Origin of the sequence: Oribacterium sp. oral taxon 102, from assembly GCF_013394775.1 — a bacterium.
Lineage (GTDB): Bacteria > Bacillota > Clostridia > Lachnospirales > Lachnospiraceae > Oribacterium.
This window is the reverse complement of the sequence record NZ_JABXYT010000001.1, coordinates 183367-200408: the sequence shown is the minus strand read 5'-3', so window position 1 is coordinate 200408 and position 17042 is coordinate 183367. Positions and strand designations below refer to the sequence as shown.

Here is a 17042-nt window from a genome sequence, read left to right as displayed (position 1 = left end):
GCACCGGCAGAGCTTCTGCGCCCCTGCGTGCATCCGTACTGCCCTGCCGAGCATTGAAGCTATTTTCCGGAGAAAAATTCTTTTTCCAGCATTTCCGCAGCAGCGCTGAGACTGTCACAAACGTAGTCCGCGAGCGTTTCCCGGAGTTCCTCCGTAGCGGGCTCCATATCCGGGATCATACAGGTTCGGCAGCCTGCCGCCCGCCCTGCAGCGAGACCTGCGGGGCTGTCCTCGAAGACGATACAGTCCTGCGGCGGTACACCGAGCAGCGAAGCGGCATGAAGGAAGATCTCCGGATCGGGCTTGTTGTGTGTAACTTCATCTCCGCAGACGGAGGCATCCACATAGGGGAGAAGCCCCGCCATTTCCCAGCGCGGCGCCGCCTCCTGCCGGACGGTGCCGGTAGCGAGCGCGATTTTCAGCCCCTTTTCCCTCAGGTAATCGAGGAAAACGAAGAGCCCCGGCTTCGTCGGGACGCCTTCTGCGGCGATCCGTTCCTCTACATAGTTCTGCCGGAGCGCCCGTGTGCCTTCATAGTCGGCATCCGCGCCGAACCATTTCCGGAAGGTCACGCCGTTCTCGTGCACGCCCTTCCCGTGAAAGAAGAGCACCTGCTCGTAGCGAAGCGGGTAATGAAGCTCCCGTGCGGCGCGGAGCCAGCCGTCCATGAAGAGCCGCTCGGTATCGAGCAGCGTACCGTCCACATCCAATAATACTCCCTTTAACATCTTTCCCCCTGCGCCGCCCTGCTTCCTTTATCGTAACGATTTGGCAGATATCTTCCTTCACAATTCGCGGAAATTCCATTTCTGATTCATATTCATAGCAATTTTCCCTAGTGTAGCATCGGAGACGCGGCAAGACAAGGGGCGGGGATGTGTAACATCGCGAAAGTGCGAATACCTGTCAGCGAGGCGAGAGCCTCGAAGAAGCGGAGCAGCGTTCCCTGTTTCGTGACGGATTCTTCCTGCCTCGCCCCGATCCTCCACAGAAGCGGTTTCGTCGGGGAGGGACTGCGGCTTGCAGAGGGACTTCGCATCCGCTGCTATGAGCTCGAAAAGGAATGAAGCATCCTCTGTATGACAGCGTCCGAAAGCAGGGACGCTGTATTTTTTACTGCCCCCGACTGCAGGGCGGGGGAGTCTGGCGGCTTAGAGCAATTCAAGGCAATCGCCTGCGATTTCTTGCAGGGCTTATCCTGCGCTGCATCTCTGGCGGAGCGTTTGGAACGGTTCGGAAGCATCGCCTGCGGAAGCTGCGGCAATGCTTCCGGCCGCGGGTCAGCGAAGCCTGCTGCCTTTCCCCGGCTGCGGATGCAGACATAGTAGAAAAGGTAAGGCTCCCGGAAGGGCTGTAAGAACAGGCCGGACTCGGCGGCAGCGCTCCGAGGGAGGAGCGCAGCGCACTGTCCCTGCGCGGCGAGCGCCAGCGCGGAGACGGCTTCATTGCACTCCGCGTAGATCTCGGGCAGCAGCTTTTGCTGGGACAGCGCACGGTTCCCGAGCTCCCGGAGGAAGCTCCGGCGTTCGGGCAGGACGAGGGGGAGCGAGAGAGGATCGCAGCCGGGGCGGCAGACGAGGAGCAGCTCGTCCCGGAAGAGCGGCGTACAGCAGTAAAAATCCTCCTGCTGATAGATATCCGGGATCAGCGCGAGATCGACGCGCCCCTGATCCAGTGCTTCCCGGAGCTTTCCCGTATCGGCATGCAGGAGTCGGAAGGGCACGGCGGGGAAGTCCCGCAGCAGACGCGGATAAATCTCTGTGCAGAAGCGGCGGTATAAGCTGGGAGCAACTGCGATCCGCAGCTGCTCCGGGCGTCCTTTTTTCGTAAGCGCGGAGAGGCTCTGCTGTGCCTTTTCCTCGATCCGCAGGATTTCGCGCGCACCGTTCAGATAGATCTTCCCGGCATCGGTCAGAACCATCCGCCGATGCTCCTTCCGGAAGAGAGGCGGGAGCCCGTCCTCCTCACGGAGCCGCCGGAGCTGCTGGGAGAGGGCGGACTGGGTGACGAAGCTGCGCTCCGCGGCGGCGGAGAGGCTGCCGGTCTCTGCGATGGCGATAACATATTCGAGCGATGCGGTATCCATGCTTCAGCCTCCGAACTCCCGGATGATGCCCCGGGAAAGCTTGTTGTAGTAGATATCCATGCCGCTTTCGGCGGCATTTCGGAGAACGAGGAAAATGAAGTAACGCTCTGCCGGGGAGAGGATACGCTCTTTCTGATAGAAGATGCCGATGAAGGTCTGGACGGGCGGCCAGAGCGAGAAGTAGACGCGGTTCTCATGCGGCTTACAGAAGGAACGGGGAATCAGTCCGACCCCGATGCCGGTCTTCAGGAGCTCGTTTACGAGAAGAGCGTTGTTTCCTGTATAAATGACAGTCGGGCTGAAGTGAAAGCGGCTCATATAGCTCTCGATAACCCTTGCATTGGTTGTTTCTGCGCCCCACATCACGAAGGGAGCATCTGAAAAGCGCTGCAGCTCTGTGGTCGGAAAGAGCGTCGCGGAGTCGTCGCTCCCGGAAGCGGCGGGGTGGGAGAGCGGGACGGAGAGACAGAGCTCCTCGTAGCTGCTGGAGGCGAAGCAGAGATGTGTTTCGTCTTCGGAGGTCAGCGTGCCGAGCGAGAGATCCAGCTCCCCGCGGCGGATCGCCTCCTTCATTTCCCGCATATAGCACTCCCGGAGATGAAGCTGGACATGGGGGAAACGCTCCGTGAAGGAGGGGAAGATCTCGCTGAAAACCCGCGAGCCCCGGTAGGGCGTGACGCCGATCGTGAGGATCTGCTGCGGCGCCGCGCCGAGACGGAAAATGGAGGCATAGCTGCGCTGGCGTACGTTCAGGATCTCCCGGCAGGCGGAGAGGTAGATCCTGCCCGCCTCGGTCGGGAGCAGCGGACTGCTTCGGATGAAGAGCTGCTGTCCGAGCTGCCGCTCCGTGAGCGAAAGAAATTTGGAGAGCGCAGGCTGGGAGAGCCCCAGCGCTCTGGCGGCGGCCGAGATACTTCGCTGCTCCTCCAGCGCGAGGAGATAATGGCAGGCTTTGACGTCCATACGAGTCCTTTCCGAGTTATGATCGTACAAGTTTCTGCATCACTTGGCTGTTCCGCAGTTTTGCGTTTGCCCGGATTCCCTCCCTCTCATACTTGATGGGCTCGGTGGGTTCGGAGCTGTCGGACAGCAATATGAGACATAACTTTCACTTAAAATTCAGATAACTATTTCGCGATTGATAAGCGCGCGACGGCGGTCTAGAATGGAAAGCATAGAGAATATATGGCTAAATTATTCCGTTTAAAATCAAATATATTCTGAATTTTACACGAAGTCTTTCGAAAAGAAAAGAGATAGGGAGAAAGAAAACAGGTGAATCGGAAATAACTATTTCTTATGTGTGTGCATAAGGACGCAAGCATAAAAGGAGAGGACTATGAAAAAAAGACTGGCAGCAGTATTGACGATGGCAGCGATGGCGCTCGGGATGCTGAGCGGCTGCGGAGCAGGAAGCAGCGGCGCGGCAGCGTCGGCAGCGGAACCGACAGCTGCGGCAGCCGCAGACACGAAGGCAGCGGAACCGACGGCATCGGCGGGAGAAGAGACGGCTTCGGCAGATGTCTCTTCGGTATGGCCGGACGGAACAACGGTTTATATAGACGTCCCGGCGAAGGCAGGCGGCGGAACCGACCTCTATACCCGCTATCTCACGCAGGCGCTCGGAGAGGTTTGCCCGAAGGTGAACTTCGTCGTGACCAATTACGATACCGAGGAGGTCGGGATGCAGCATGCGAAGAACGCGAAGGCGGACGGCAGGACCCTGCTCACCTGCCACGGCGGCGCAGCCATCAAGAAGCTGACCGGTGCCTCCGGCGTGTCCATCCGGGACGATATGAGAGCGGTGGGGCTGCTGAATCAGGGTGGGCCGCAGGCGATCATCGCGAATCCCGGCGCACCGTACAAGAACTTCTCCGAGCTTGCGGAGTATATCAAGGCGCATCCGGGCGAGCTGACGGTGGGCTGCTCCCTCGGCGGCACGACGCAGATCCTCTTCACCTCCTTCATGCAGGCGCTGCTGGGAGAGCCGTCTCTCGTAAACTATGTGCAGTGCTCCTCCGAGGCGGACAAGCTGACCAATGTCGCCTCCAATGCGATCAACATCGCGAACTGCTCGATCCCGAATGCGAAGGACTATGATAAGGACGGCAAGCTCACGGTGCTGGGCACGATCGGGCCGAAGGCCTCCAATCTCGAATCCATGGGTAAGCTGCTCGGGACGGAGCTGGATGCGAAGTTTGCTTCTACGGTAGAGCAGGGGATCGATACGACATGGGACTCCAATTACTATGTCCTTGCGCCGGCAGGCGTTTCCGACGAGGCTGCCGCTGCAATCAACGCGGCAATCGTCGCGGCAGAGACGCAGAGCTCCTATATAGACGGCATGAACAAGATGGCGACCTTCAACACCCCGGCAGAGCTTGCTGCGGCACAGGATGCGCTCAATGCGGAGTGGGAGAAGCTGGATGCGCTGGTCGGCTCCATGGGACTGAAGAAGTGAGATTTTGTCGGACTGTCCGGCGCGCGCCCGGCTCCTGTGAGCCGGGCATTATGCTTTCCGCCTCCTCGCGGTCCTCTGCGTAACTTCATTAGATTATTACGATCATTACGGGTATGATAAGGACGGAAAAATGATGAAAAAGCTGAATCGAACCTATGTCTGCGGGATCTTCATGCTGGCGCTTTCCCTGTGGATCGGCTATGAGAGCACACGGATTCCTACAATGCTTGTTTCGAATGAGCCGGGGCCGCGGCTCTTCCCCTGTATTTCTGCAATCGGCATTGCCCTCTTTTCCATTCTCTCGATGCTCTTCGACGGGAGGCAGGAGAAGAGCGAGCCCTATCTGGACAGAAACGGTTTTCTCCGTCTGTTCCTGATCATCGCGGAATGTCTGCTTTTTGCGCTGCTGATGCGCCTGATCGGCTTCTGGCTGACCTCGATGCTGGGACTTCTCCTCTTCATCTGGACACTGAAGGGCGAGAAGCGGCTGAATCTGCCGTTTTGCATCGTGTTCTGTATCCTGCTGGGCAGCAGCTGCTACTTCGGCTTCACCAGAGGCTTCCATATCCCGCTTCCGGCAGGGACGGTCTGGGAAAGTCTCGGCATTCCGATGCCGTAGGGAAAGGAGGAAATAAATATGGCGGATTATCTGAGCGCGCTGGGCGTACTGCTGCAGCCGATAAACTTCATCATGATGTATCTCTGCTCGCTGATCGGCGCAGTTCTGGGCGCGATCCCGGGACTCTCCGGAGGACTGGGTATCACGCTGATTCTGCCCATGACCTTCGCGATGAGCACGGAGCTCAGCTTCTCCATGCTGGTCGGCATGTATGTCGGCGGCGTTTCCGGCTCCTTCATCGCGGCGGTGCTGGTCGGTATCCCGGGCTCCGCAGCATCGATTGCGACCTGTTATGACGGTTATCCGATGACGAAGAAGGGGCAGGCGGCGAAGGCGCTCTCCATTGGCATCACAGGCTCCTTCCTCGGGACGCTGGTTTCGATTCTTGTGGCGACGCTCTGCTCGACCTATATCGCGAATGTGGCGCTGCTGCTGGGGCCATGGGAGTATTTCAGCCTCTGCCTGATGGCGATCACGATGGTGGTCGGTCTCTCGAACGGCTCGGTTTTTAAGGGCATGATCGCAGCGTTTCTGGGGCTCTGGTTCTCCTCGGTCGGGACGGATATGGTCACGAACCAGATGCGTTTCACCTTCGACAACTATAATCTCTTCGGCGGCATAAATGTCGTTTGTCTCCTGATGGGAACCTTCGCCCTGCAGCAGGTGGCGACCGGCTATGCCAAGGGGCAGCAGGAGATGCCGAAGGCTTCGGAGGAGGGGCTCTCCGGACTCGGCATCGGTTTCCGGGATCTCGCGGAGAACGGAAAGGTCATCCTTTCCTCGCTCCTGATCGGGCTCTGGATCGGCTTCCTGCCGGGAATGGGCTCCGGTATCTCGAATATCATCGCCTATGGACAGGCGAAGAAAATGTCGAAGCATCCGGAGCTCTTCGGTACGGGTGTGGAGGAAGGCGTGTGGGCGACGGAGGTCGCGAACAACGCAGGCGTCGGTGGCGCCATCATTCCGATGCTCTCTCTGGGCATCCCGGGAGACGCGACGACGGTGCTCCTGATGTCGGCAATGACGATTCATGGGTTACAGCCCGGGCCGATGTTTATCCGGACGAATCCGGTGCTCGCGAATCTGATCTTCGCGACCGTACTGCTCTCCGCGATCCTCGTATTTGTCACCGAGCTCTTCACGAAGAAGTGGTTCCCGCTGCTTCTGAAGGCGCCGTACCACTATCTCTACAGTGCCATTCTCGTGGTCGCGTTCATGGGAGCGTTCTCCTCCACAACCTCGATGTTCAGCGTCTATCTGGTGCTGTTCTTCGGGCTGGTGGGCATTATCATGGATTATTTCGGACTGCCGATGACGCCGCTGATGCTTGCTTTCATCTTGGGCGGTAAAATCGAGAGCTATTTTCGGATGGGGGTCTCCTATGGCAAGGGTGACTACTCGCTCTTCTTCACGAGACCGATCTCGCTGGTTTTCATCGCAGTGACCGTTTACAGCCTCTTCGGCCCGATGCTCCGGAAGCTCTGGAGAGCGCGCAGGCGGACGGCATAGCCGAGGCTGTCGGAGGAGCTGCACTGGATACAACAGGATACAATAACCCCACATGCCGTTTTCCCGTCAAATGCCGTTCGTGCAGGCATGCCCCTGCATTCGGCCGCTTGCGGGGAGACCTGTACAGTGAGGTGCGGTAGGAGGAGAAGCAAAATGCTGAGTGAAGAGAGAAAGAGGGAGCTGATTGCGTCGCTGCGCGGACACAGCGTCGCGGAGGAGCATATTACGGAGGAGTACAAAAAGAACCTGGAGCTTTCGGAGCGGGAGGAATATACGCTCTGCCCTGACAGCGTCCCGATGAAGGTCTATGTCTTCTTCGCGAAAAACCGTGAGCCGGATTGTCGGGTGCATATCAATGTCCACGGCGGCGGCTTCGTGCGTCCGCATGCGCTCCGGGATGAGATCTGGTCGAGCAGGCTGGCGTCTGCGATCGAGGGCATTACTGTGGATCTGGATTACAGCCTCGCGCCGGAGTACCCCTACCCGACGGCGGTGGAGCAGTGCTGCGCGGCGGTGAAGTGGGTATTTTCGAAACTGGCGGACTGGAATGCCGATCCGAGGCGGGTTTCCATGGGCGGCTACAGCGCCGGGGCGAATCTCACTGCGGCTACGGCGATTCGTCTGAATGAGACGAAGACGCACCGGCTCTGTCTTCAGGTGCTGGGCTACGGCTGCTTCGACATGGCGACAGACCCGGCGGACAAGCCGAACGCGGCGGAAAACCTGATTCCGGTGGAGCGGGGGCGGATGTTTAATGAGTGCTACACGGAGTTCGATCCGGAGAAGCTGTCCTCCCCCTATTGCAGCCCGCTGCTGGCGGCGGATCAGCAGCTCCGGGGACTGCCGGAGGCACTGATCCTCACCGCGGGGACGGACAATTTCCGCTTCGAGGACGGGGACTACGCGATCCGTCTGCTTCGGAATGGGGTCAAGGTTACGATGCAGGAATACCTCCATTCGAGCCACGGCTTCATTATTCATTGCAGCGGGGAATGGGAGAGCGCGCAGCAGAGAATCATCGATACAATCCGCGCGGCAGAGCTTTGACACAGCCCCCGAGCAGAGCTCGGGGGAGCCACGCGGTTTATCGCAGGGCCTGCCCCTGCGATGCCCCTCTGGCGAAGAGCTTAGAGCGGTTCAATGCAATCGTCTGCGAAAGGGCAGGGAGAAGGGACAAAAGATGAGGACAGTGATAGAACCCGGAAAGGCGAGAAAGAGCATCAATTTTCTGGACAGCATCGTGTATTCCACCGTGCGGAATCTCGCGGGGGAGACGCTTCCGCTCGAGATGTCGATCATGCTGCAGAATGGCAACAGCGAGATGTTCTTCGCGGCAGGCATTCACGATGAGGAGGACAAGCACCCGAAGCCGGCGATTCTCTGGATTCCCGGCGGCGGCTACCGGGGCTGTGACAAAAATCTGATGACTGCGGAAATGGCGTTTCTGGCGGATGCGGGCTTCGTCGTCGCCTCCATCTACTATCGGAGCTCTGCAGAGGGGCATATGCCGGCGCAGATCGTCGATGTGAAGACGGCGATCCGTTTCCTGCGGGCGCATGCTGCGGAATATGAGATCGATCCGGAGCAGATCGGGGTGATCGGCCGTTCTGCGGGCGGACAGCTCGCAGCGCTCGCCGGAATGAATGTTGACCGCTGGCACGCGGGCGAATGGCTCTCGGAACCCGATACGGTGCAGGCGTGCATCGATATGTTCGGGCCGGTGGACATCGCCGGGCTTCTCAGGGAGGAGGAACGGCGGCAGCAGGCAGATCCCGAAAATTACCGCTGGGCTTCCGTCGCGGAGTCTCACGGCGGTGCAGTGCTGGGCGGCGCATATGGTGCGGATATGCTCGAGCGGGCGAGGGAGGTCAGCGCGAATACCTACATCAGCGGGCGTATGTCGCCGATCATGATCCTGCACGGCGACATCGACAGTCTGGTGCCCGCATCAATCAGCGAGTGCTTCTACCAGTCGATCGTGGACAGCGGCTTCGGCGACCGTGCCGAGCTCTATATTCTCCACAATGCCGGACACGGCACCAAGGACTTCTTCCAGCCGTCCGTGAAGGAGCTGATGCTCCGCTTCTTTCGGGAGAAGCTGGGAGAATAGGGCTTCCTGAGACGACGAAACGTCATTTCCCGGAGCTCCCCCTGACTACAGTCAGGGGGAGCTCCGGGAAATGAGATATGAGAAAAACACATTAAAGTTTTGAATATTTACGGGATCCAAACGCCGCTTGCATCTACCTTATAGCCGTCCGGTGTGGTAGTGTTCTGGAGCAATGCCCCCTTCGTGCCGTCGGAAACAGCATTGAAGTAGTAATACTTCCCGTCGATCAGCTTCCAGCCGGTATACATCGTACCCTGTTTTCCGTCCTTGCTGCTGCCGTCATCGAGAAAGTACCATCTGCCGTCGGCATCCCGGAACCAGCCTGTTGCCATCCAGCCTTCCTCATTGAAACGGAACCATCCGGATTCGTTGACGTACGGATTGTAGACGAACGCCCATTCGCCCCTGTACTTCGGGCCGCTTCCATCCTCCTTCATGAAGGTCCATCTGCCGTCGGCATTTGGAGACCATGAGCCGCTGCGGTCGCCGTTTCCTGTGCCGGAGGAAATGCTTCTGACCGCACGGCGGCCGGACATACTGTGACCGCTGCCGCCGTTGTGATGTTTGCTGCCGCCATTTTCATTTGCTTTGTCATTTCCGACAGAGAGCAGCTTCGTCATGCCGTTGCTTACAGCCTCTTCCAGATCCTCGTCAGAGGAGGAGTGTGCAACATAGAGTATTCTCTCTCCTTTGGCGATTGTCCACCGGTCTGTCTCGGAATCCCAGTAAGAGAGGCTCCTCTGATCGAGATGTACCGTTACTTCTGTAGATTCGCCCGGCTGGAGCTCCTCGGTTCTGAAGAAGCCTGCCAGCGCATACTGTGCCATTTGGACACCGTCGGGAACAACGGCCTTTCCGAGGTAGAGCTGGGCAACATCTGCTCCGGGTGTTTCACCGGTATTTGTGATTGTGAAGCTTGCGTCATAGCCTGTCTCCTCGCCGTCTTCCGGAGCTGCTTTTACAGAAAGATCGGAATAGGCGAAACTCGTGTAGGAAAGCCCGTAACCAAAGTCATAGAGTGGCTTGACCTTCTGTGTGATGCCCTTGGAGACCAGCGTCTCATCGATACCGCTTGCATCGTACCACTTATAGCCATTGAGTATGCCCTCATAGTAATCGTAGGAGCCGCCGCTCTTATCATTGCCCTCATCCATGCTGGGAGGCCCGCCTGCACCGAAGTTTGGCATGACCATTTCTCCGACTTCCTGCGTCTTGAAGATTTCCTCTGTGATGGTATCTGCCGTCTCATTGTCATCCGCCGGGATTGTGAAGGCGAGCTTACCGCTCGGGTTTATTTCTCCGGTCAGGAGCCTTGCGGTAGCAATGCCGCCACGCTGCCCCGGATAGTACATTTCGAGAACGGCATCAACCTTGTTAATCCAGTTCTTCATGGTGACAGCGGTCGGGTTATTGAGAACCACGACTACCTTGTTTCCGTTATCATGCGCTTTTTTTGCAACATCCCTGATGAGCTTTTCCTGCGTCTTATCAAGTGCCAGAGAGGAGGCGGCACGGGTCTTTCCCAAGTCCACGCTCTTGCGATATGCGAAGACAATAGATACGTCGCAGCTTTCCGCAGCATCGAGGGCATCCTGATAGTCCTTTTCTTTCTGACTCGGTGTTATCCAGGAGAGCGTGAGCTGCATGTCCTTATCCATGCCGGTGTCCTTCGAGGTGAAGGCAACGCCTCTGAGCTCGACCTTATAGAACTGATCTTTTTCCAGCTTTGCTGTGATGGAGCTCAGCAGCGTGCCGGTCTCCCCGGTTACTTCGTTGGTGCCTTGTGTGCCCTGATTCAAATTGCTGATGCTGAAAGAGCCGATATCCTTGCCGCGCAGCGTCTTGACAGAGCCGCTGATGCTGCCGCCGATTCCTCCGAGAATCAGGCTGTACTCGCCGGTCTCTGGTGCCTGCAGGTAGGTCGTCCAGGTGTAGGCTGCACCGGAATCCTTGGCGAAAGAGCTTGCGTCTGCCACGCTTACGTTTTCCCCGAAATACTTCTCAATCTTTTCTGGATCAGAGACATAGTAACGGTTCGGTTTTCCGTCAATGCTGCCAGTCGTGAAGTTGATTTCGGCATCAGTTCCCGCGTACTCACCGAGCTCGTGCCCCTCCATCAGGGTCTTCTTGACCTCTCCGGATGCATGCCCCTGCCCCTGGAAGAAATCCATACCGCCGACAGCAGACTCTGCACCGTAGGTTCTGGTGACACCATGTCCTGCCTTGAGAAGCGCATCGGTTTCCGGAGAAATGTCTTCGTCATCTTCCGAATCAATATCTGAGGGAGTTGCCTTCTTCATGATGTTAGAGCTGCTTGCCTTTTTCCTGGTGTTGGAATCGCTTGCCTTCTGCCCGATCTCGGAGGAGGAAGCGGTATAGAGATACTGGATCGGGATAATGCTGCCAAGGGCATCGAGACCGATTGCGCCTGTTACATTACCGTGTATTTCTTCCAAGGCCGCGTATGGGCTGACCATCTCACTGCGGGTACCGTTCGATGCTTCTCCGCCGATACCGGACTGGAGATGCATCCCGTTTCTTCCGATGACAGCGACGGATATATCATCTGTGAGCGGCAGAGTGTTGTCTTCGTTTTTCAGCAGAACGCCGCCCTTCTCTGCGATCTCCTGTGAAAATGCATTGTTTTCTTCACGCACTGCCTCCAGATTAGCTCTGGCTTCATCCTCATCCTGATAGAGCCGGATTACCTCCGGAGGGGTGGGGTCTGCCAGTGCTTTCCCGTCTTCTATCTCGACGAGACCGAGGTAACCCGCCTTTCCGTAGGCGGTCAGGATATGGGCCAGCGCGTCATTCACGAGTTTCTTTGTCTCTGTGCTGCTGATCTTGCCTTGCCGGACTGCTTTTTCCAGGCTTTCTTTCGAATTATTGCTGAGAGAGGGCATTTCGATGTCGGTGCCCTTTCGGAGCGTCATGCCGTCATTCCCGCCCCAGTCTGTGATGGTGAAGCCCTGAAAGCCCCAGTCCTTCCGCAGAATGTCATTTTGCAGCTCGCTATGCGCAGAGGCGAAGACACCGTTGATCTTGTTATAGGCAGACATCATACCGAGGATACTGCCCTTCGTTACTGCCGCTTCAAACCCCGGGAGATAGGTTTCCCGGAGTGCCTGCTCGGATACCTTGACATCGGTCTTGGTTCCTGGGCTTGCATTGATCGCGAATGCTGCATAATGCTTGCCGACTGCCATGACATGCTGATCCTGGATGCCCTTGACAAGCTCGGGAGCGAGCTGAGAAAGCAGATAGGGGTCTTCTCCCATCTGATCCTTGCCGCGTCCGAAGTATGGGCTTCTCAGGATATCGAGCTGTGCGCCGAGCTGCATATTGCCGCCGATCGCCCGGTTTTCGCTGCCGTGGATTTTACCGTACTTATAGGCAAGGGACTTGTCCCATGTTGCGGCGAGCATCTGCTCCTGCGGCGGATTGGTTGTCTCATGCAGAGAGAGTACGCCTGCTGGTCCGTCGTACATCTTGGTTTGTGGGATGCCGAGCCGAGGCACGCCATTCAGGAAGCCTGCGTTTCCTTCTTTGCCGGTACCCTGTCCGCCGAGGAAGGAAAACTTTTCATCCTCTGTCATAGTGTTCAGCAGCGCGTCTATGGTTTCCGACAGCTCCTCGTCGCCCAGCTCCTTTTCCAGTGCTTCCTGCGGGTAGACCTCAGGAAAGTCGACAGGACTTGCCTGTGGCGTTGCAAGTGCGGCAATCGTGTCTGCAGCCGGCAGATTGCCGATCGACATTGCCAGTGAGAGGGATATGCCGATCATCCTTTTTACAGCTTTTTTCATTGTGCAAACCTCCTTCTGTTTTTTGCGATTTTCTTATAAACAGTGAGATTATTCTATGTTTCACTGTGTAAGATTTCAAGAAATCTGCACGAATGGTCGTTAGAACGACATGAAATGTAAAAAATCGCACAATGTTTCATCTATGCCATTGTGAAAGGGCGAGCGATGCCATAGCAAAAAAAACACCTCCCTAAAGGGAGGTTATGATGGAATCAGACTACAACGCGTACTGTGAAATAACCATTGTCCATGGAGAAGCGAATATCTCCGTCATACTTCCGTATAAGATCTCGGACGATTCGGAGCCCGAAGCCGTGGAAGCGGCTATCCTTCTTCGTGGTGTAAAGTGCGGGATTCCGCTCCAGCACATTCGTAGAGACCTTGTTTCGCAGGATCAGCTGCAGAATGCTGTGGGCGGCGGACATATCGATCTGGATTTCTCGGTTCTCTGCGGGCTCCAGACGTTCCGCTTCAAGGGCATTGTCTATGAGACAGGAGAGAATCATACAGAGATCATCATCGGAAACCGCGAGCTCTGTATGGAGCAGCGTCCGTGTGACGACTTGAATCCCGTCGACCCGCGCTTCGCGCATCTTTTCAGAAAGCAGTACATTAACCTGATGATTTCCGGTGGAAAGCAGCTCGTTGTGAGATAGCTCCTCTCCGATATATTTGTCGAGTGCAGCTTCCAGCACCGCATAATGCTGCTTCTCCAGCAGTCTCCGCCAATGTCGGCAGACGTTTCGGAACTGGTGACGTATATAGTGGCATTGTTCGACCAGCCCGCGGTTCAGCCGCTGCTCCCGGAGCTCCATTTCCCGCTTCTGGGCAGTGATGCCCATCCGAATGATCTGCTGGTGCTCCTGTACCGTCATCATTACGAGATAGAAAAACAGGTAGTTCATAAAGAAATGACAGACTGATACTAACAGGAGTGCGGGATTATGCAATGCTCCAGCGGCGGCGAGCTGCTGCCAGAGACTGAAGGACAGGAAGGCAATCAGCGGGGAGACGAGGAGGATGAGATACTGGGATCCCGTGAGGAAGCTAAGCTCTGAAATACTGTGGTGTATCATCAGAATGCTGGTCAGCAGCAGGAGAGGGATGGCAAGCAGCATTGCCCAATGGAAGGGCAGGAGCTGTTCTGTGAAAACCCGTACAGTAATGACAGAGTTAATCAGGAAGAGAATGTAGGGGAATGAGAGGCGCAGGGATTGCGGCGCGAAGAGCAGTACCCATAGAAGCGATGCTGTAAACATTCCGAACAGGAAGACCCAGTAAGAAATGCGGGAGAGCGCCGGGAGCGTCGTCAGGTAAAAGATACCGCTCATGCTGAGAGAAGCATAGACCACGGTGCGGATGAGTCCTCGTGTGCGGGTACTGCGGCAGGGCAGGACGTAAAAAAGGGTTAAGAGCAGAAAAAGGTATTTTGAAACAGGTTCCAGAAAGCGCAGCATTTCCATCTCCTTTCAGACTCCGGCCCATTCCATGAATTCCATCTTGACTACCCCGGTTCTGCCGCGGCTGATCGGGATGCGGCTGCCGTCCGAAAGAGACAGCTCCTGCCGGTCTATCCGGTGGATGCAGCGGTAGTTTACCAGATAGCTTCGGTGAACCTTAAGGAAGCCGAGCGGCAGCAACGTATCCTCCATTTCCCGGAAAGGAAGGCGGATGTTCAGCTCCTCCTGCCTGAGCCGGAGATGGCTGTACCGGAGCTGCGCTTCGACATAGAGAATATCCTTCAGCGGCAGCGTGAACACCCTGCCGCTCGCGGGTTCCCGCAATGTGAGCTGATGGAAACGCTGCCTGCGGAGACGCTGCAGGATCTCCCTTGCAACAGCGGGAAGCTCCTCATGAACGTGGTTTTTTCGCAGAAAGTTGAAGGGCTGTACCGCGAAGGACTGGAAGACCAGTTCCTCCTTGGAAGAGATGAAGATCACCAGTGTCTCGGCCTCTCGGGCGCGGAGCTGCCGACAGAGCTCAAAGCCATCCACGCCGGGCATAACGATATCGAGAAACAGTACGTCATACTGCTTCCCGGAGAGAATCGTGTCCAGCAGTCGACTGCTGTCATTGAACGGTTCTATGGAGAACTGTCCCCTTGCACTCCCGATATTACGAAATACCGTTTGGATTTCTTCCGAAAGATATTCCAGATAGGGGCGCTCATCCTCACAGATTGCGAAATGAAACATAGATACGGTGACCTCCGATGCGGGATATTTTAATATACATCGATGATTTTGCGAACAGCAGGAACCCTTTGTGAGCGGTAGCACCCATACGCAAACAGGAGCATCACAGTCCAGCCGGCGGCGCAGGCATATGCCTCGCCGTTGATGCCGAGTCGCGGGACGAGCAGATAGACAAAGAGCGTCCGCACGGAGATCTGGAGCAGGGTCGAGAGGAGCGTGACCGTCATGCGGTTCATCCCGCGGAAGTAACCCTGCATTCCGTTCGTGAGACAGGGGTAAATGAGGAGGAGCGCTTTGACCGAGAGGTAGGATACGCCGATCCGGAACATCTCTTCGCCGCCGGATTTGGGGACGAAGATCCGCATCAGCGGCGCGCGGAAGAGGAGGATCAGGGAGGCGGCGATAGGATAACAGAGCAGACCGAGGAGCAGACCCTTTCGTAGCGTTTCCTGCGTCCGTGAGAGCTTCCCCGCGCCCCGGTTCTGTGCGGTGCAGGTCATCATTCCATGGGAGATGGTCTGCGCCGGGATCCTGCCGTAGTCGTCGATCTTCGCCGCCGCATTGAAAGCGGCAATGACGGAGATGCCCTGCGTGTTGACGACCGACTGGATCAGCAGCTTGCCGATCGGCTGGCAGGACTGCTGCAGGGCGGTGAGCATCCCGCTCGAGAGGATGCGCCGAAGCATGGCATGATCCAGACGGAACTCTCCCCGCCGGAGCCGGAGCGCGGGGACATGCCGATAGACATAGATGAAGCAGAGCAGCGCGGAGACCGCCTCGGAGATAACCGTCGCCAGCGCCGCGCCGAAGACGCCGAGGGAGAGCGGGAAAATGAAGAGCACGTCCAGTGCCGCGTTCAGCAGGGAGCTCAGGGCGACGAAAAGGACGGGCGAGCGGGAATCGCCGACCGCCCGGAGCGCGCCGGAGAGAATATTGTACTGGAAAGTGAAGAAGCTGCCGACGAAGAGCAGCCGGAGATAGAGCACAGCGCTGGAGAGGATGTCCCCGGGGACGTGCAGCACGCGGAGGATGGGATTAGCCAGCAGGAGACCCGGTGCGAGGAGCAGGATCGAGGCGACGCTCCCGAAGAGCAGCGTCGTGGAGAGCGCCCGCTTCAGCTTCTCCATATCACCCGCGCCGTAGTATCTGCTCATATGAACCGAGGCACCGATGCCGATGCCCGAGATCCCCTGTACGAGGAGCGTCGCGACCGGATCGGAGACGCTCACCGCGGAGAGCGCTGCGATACCGACTCCCTTGCTGACGAGCGCCGCGTCCACGACATTGTAGGTGAGCTGCAGGATGTTCCCGAAAATCAGCGGGACAGAATAAGCGAGCAGATGCCGGTAGATGGAGTCCTCTGCCATATTTCGCATAAGCATGCCTCCTTCCTTGGACGCGCCGGGGGAGCGTCGGGCCGTGCAGAGAAACGCTGACTGCCCGCCGGATGTCGGACGATCCTTCTGCATGGTCCTTTCAATCGCTTATTTCGGCGGTGCAGCGATCAGCTTGCAGATCGGATTCCCTCTCGCAGAGAACTTCTCCTCGTATTCTGTCATCACATTTCCCTCGTTCAGGACGGGGTCGCGGTGCAGATCGCGGCTCACGGCGAGGAGCGTCCAGCCGGCGGCAGGGATGCTCTCGAGGGAGTAGTCGAAGAGACCGGTATTGTCCGTCTTGAACTCGAGTGTGCCGTCCTTTCGAAGGAATTTCGTATAGCAGTCCAGAAAGACCTGGCTGGTCAGCCTGCGATTCGCCTGCCGCGCCTTCGGCCAGGGGTCGGAGAAATTCAGATACAGCTTCGAGACCTCATTCTCCGCGAAGTGCTCCGGCAGCAGTCGGGCATCAAGGGAAAGATAGCGCAGATTCTCGAGGCGGCAGCCTGCTGCTTCCGCCGATTCCCGCTTCCGGAGCGCCTTCATCAGGACGGTGTCGTAGCGCTCAATCCCGACGTAGTTCCGCTCCGGGTGCAGCACCGCAAGCTGCGTGATAAACTGTCCCTTCCCCATCCCGATCTCGAGATGGATCGGCTGCGGCTTCGGGAAGAGCTCCCGATTCCAGACGCCCCGGTACCGTTCGGAGCGGTGTACCACATAGGGGGAATCCGCGACGAAGTCCTCGGAGCCGGTGATGTGACGCAAACGCATAGCAGTTCCTCTTATCATTCCTCAAAATTATTTTATCGTTATTATATAGGATCGTAAGGAATTTGTCAGCCGGAAGATAAAATAATATGATATACTTTAAGCTTCAAAAACG

General features: G+C 57.2%; 14 protein-coding genes. 6 read left to right on the top strand and 8 right to left on the bottom strand.

What is annotated here, in order from left to right:
• Nucleotides 1–59: 59 nt before the first annotated feature.
• Nucleotides 60–728 carry an HAD family hydrolase gene (locus tag HW273_RS00830; protein ID WP_179009836.1) on the bottom strand — a complete coding sequence of 223 codons (669 nt, stop codon included), beginning with the start codon at nucleotides 726–728 and terminating at the stop codon, nucleotides 60–62.
• Between the two features lie 147 nt (nucleotides 729–875).
• Between HW273_RS00830 and HW273_RS00825 the strand changes: the two genes are divergently transcribed.
• Nucleotides 876–1067, top strand: coding sequence for a hypothetical protein (locus tag HW273_RS00825; protein ID WP_179009834.1), 192 nt, complete (start codon nucleotides 876–878; stop codon nucleotides 1065–1067).
• Here HW273_RS00825 and HW273_RS00820 read toward each other — a convergent pair.
• Nucleotides 1046–2086 (bottom strand): LysR family transcriptional regulator, encoded by a 1041-nt coding sequence (locus tag HW273_RS00820; protein WP_179009832.1) that lies wholly within the window; start codon nucleotides 2084–2086, stop codon nucleotides 1046–1048. The genes HW273_RS00825 and HW273_RS00820 overlap by 22 nt on opposite strands.
• 3 nt (nucleotides 2087–2089) lie before the next feature.
• The gene (locus HW273_RS00815) at nucleotides 2090–3049 is read right to left on the bottom strand and encodes a LysR family transcriptional regulator (protein ID WP_179009830.1); all 960 of its coding nucleotides are present in this window, start codon (nucleotides 3047–3049) and stop codon (nucleotides 2090–2092) included.
• 376 nt (nucleotides 3050–3425) lie between these two features.
• Between HW273_RS00815 and HW273_RS00810 the strand changes: the two genes are divergently transcribed.
• From HW273_RS00810 to HW273_RS00790, 5 genes are all read left to right on the top strand, one after another.
• Nucleotides 3426–4547, top strand: a complete 1122-nt coding sequence (locus tag HW273_RS00810) for a tripartite tricarboxylate transporter substrate-binding protein (RefSeq protein WP_179009828.1) — start codon at nucleotides 3426–3428, stop codon at nucleotides 4545–4547.
• Nucleotides 4548–4677: 130 nt separating this feature from the next.
• On the top strand, nucleotides 4678–5166 hold the full coding sequence (locus HW273_RS00805; RefSeq protein WP_179009826.1) for a tripartite tricarboxylate transporter TctB family protein: 489 nt from the start codon (nucleotides 4678–4680) through the stop codon (nucleotides 5164–5166).
• An 18-nt stretch (nucleotides 5167–5184) separates the two neighbouring features.
• Nucleotides 5185–6675 (top strand): tripartite tricarboxylate transporter permease, encoded by a 1491-nt coding sequence (locus HW273_RS00800; RefSeq protein ID WP_179009824.1) that lies wholly within the window; start codon nucleotides 5185–5187, stop codon nucleotides 6673–6675.
• A gap of 153 nt (nucleotides 6676–6828) precedes the next feature.
• A complete protein-coding gene (locus HW273_RS00795) occupies nucleotides 6829–7722 on the top strand; it encodes an alpha/beta hydrolase (RefSeq protein ID WP_179009823.1) in 894 nt (297 codons plus the stop codon).
• 133 nt (nucleotides 7723–7855) lie between these two features.
• Nucleotides 7856–8785, top strand: a complete 930-nt coding sequence (locus HW273_RS00790) for an alpha/beta hydrolase (RefSeq protein WP_179009821.1) — start codon at nucleotides 7856–7858, stop codon at nucleotides 8783–8785.
• A gap of 107 nt (nucleotides 8786–8892) precedes the next feature.
• Here HW273_RS00790 and HW273_RS00785 read toward each other — a convergent pair whose 3' ends face one another.
• The 5 genes from HW273_RS00785 to trmB all read right to left on the bottom strand — a co-directional run bounded on the left by HW273_RS00785 (nucleotide 8893) and on the right by trmB (nucleotide 16930).
• Nucleotides 8893–12588 carry a glycoside hydrolase family 3 C-terminal domain-containing protein gene (locus HW273_RS00785; RefSeq protein WP_179009819.1) on the bottom strand — a complete coding sequence of 1232 codons (3696 nt, stop codon included), beginning with the start codon at nucleotides 12586–12588 and terminating at the stop codon, nucleotides 8893–8895.
• Nucleotides 12589–12800: 212 nt separating this feature from the next.
• Entirely contained in the window at nucleotides 12801–14045 is a 1245-nt protein-coding gene (locus tag HW273_RS00780; protein ID WP_179009817.1) for an ATP-binding protein, read from the bottom strand.
• Between the two features lie 12 nt (nucleotides 14046–14057).
• Nucleotides 14058–14783 (bottom strand): LytR/AlgR family response regulator transcription factor, encoded by a 726-nt coding sequence (locus HW273_RS00775; protein WP_179009815.1) that lies wholly within the window; start codon nucleotides 14781–14783, stop codon nucleotides 14058–14060.
• A gap of 29 nt (nucleotides 14784–14812) precedes the next feature.
• On the bottom strand, nucleotides 14813–16159 hold the full coding sequence (locus HW273_RS00770; protein ID WP_243206712.1) for an MATE family efflux transporter: 1347 nt from the start codon (nucleotides 16157–16159) through the stop codon (nucleotides 14813–14815).
• Between the two features lie 108 nt (nucleotides 16160–16267).
• Complete coding sequence (trmB, locus tag HW273_RS00765; protein ID WP_179009811.1) at nucleotides 16268–16930, bottom strand: tRNA (guanosine(46)-N7)-methyltransferase TrmB; 663 nt, start codon at nucleotides 16928–16930, stop codon at nucleotides 16268–16270.
• Between the last annotated feature and the right edge of the window lie 112 nt (nucleotides 16931–17042).

Excerpts from the sequence above, each read along its gene's own strand:
- HW273_RS00830 (WP_179009836.1), bottom strand. The coding sequence starts at position 728 with ATGTTAAAGGGAGTATTATTGGATGTGGACGGTACGCTGCTCGATACC.
- HW273_RS00825 (WP_179009834.1), top strand. The coding sequence starts at position 876 with ATGTGTAACATCGCGAAAGTGCGAATACCTGTCAGCGAGGCGAGAGCC.
- HW273_RS00820 (WP_179009832.1), bottom strand. The coding sequence starts at position 2,086 with ATGGATACCGCATCGCTCGAATATGTTATCGCCATCGCAGAGACCGGC.
- HW273_RS00815 (WP_179009830.1), bottom strand. The coding sequence starts at position 3,049 with ATGGACGTCAAAGCCTGCCATTATCTCCTCGCGCTGGAGGAGCAGCGA.
- HW273_RS00810 (WP_179009828.1), top strand. The coding sequence starts at position 3,426 with ATGAAAAAAAGACTGGCAGCAGTATTGACGATGGCAGCGATGGCGCTC.
- HW273_RS00805 (WP_179009826.1), top strand. The coding sequence starts at position 4,678 with ATGATGAAAAAGCTGAATCGAACCTATGTCTGCGGGATCTTCATGCTG.
- HW273_RS00800 (WP_179009824.1), top strand. The coding sequence starts at position 5,185 with ATGGCGGATTATCTGAGCGCGCTGGGCGTACTGCTGCAGCCGATAAAC.
- HW273_RS00795 (WP_179009823.1), top strand. The coding sequence starts at position 6,829 with ATGCTGAGTGAAGAGAGAAAGAGGGAGCTGATTGCGTCGCTGCGCGGA.
- HW273_RS00790 (WP_179009821.1), top strand. The coding sequence starts at position 7,856 with ATGAGGACAGTGATAGAACCCGGAAAGGCGAGAAAGAGCATCAATTTT.
- HW273_RS00785 (WP_179009819.1), bottom strand. The coding sequence starts at position 12,588 with ATGAAAAAAGCTGTAAAAAGGATGATCGGCATATCCCTCTCACTGGCA.
- HW273_RS00780 (WP_179009817.1), bottom strand. The coding sequence starts at position 14,045 with ATGCTGCGCTTTCTGGAACCTGTTTCAAAATACCTTTTTCTGCTCTTA.
- HW273_RS00775 (WP_179009815.1), bottom strand. The coding sequence starts at position 14,783 with ATGTTTCATTTCGCAATCTGTGAGGATGAGCGCCCCTATCTGGAATAT.
- HW273_RS00770 (WP_243206712.1), bottom strand. The coding sequence starts at position 16,159 with ATGCGAAATATGGCAGAGGACTCCATCTACCGGCATCTGCTCGCTTAT.
- trmB (WP_179009811.1), bottom strand. The coding sequence starts at position 16,930 with ATGCGTTTGCGTCACATCACCGGCTCCGAGGACTTCGTCGCGGATTCC.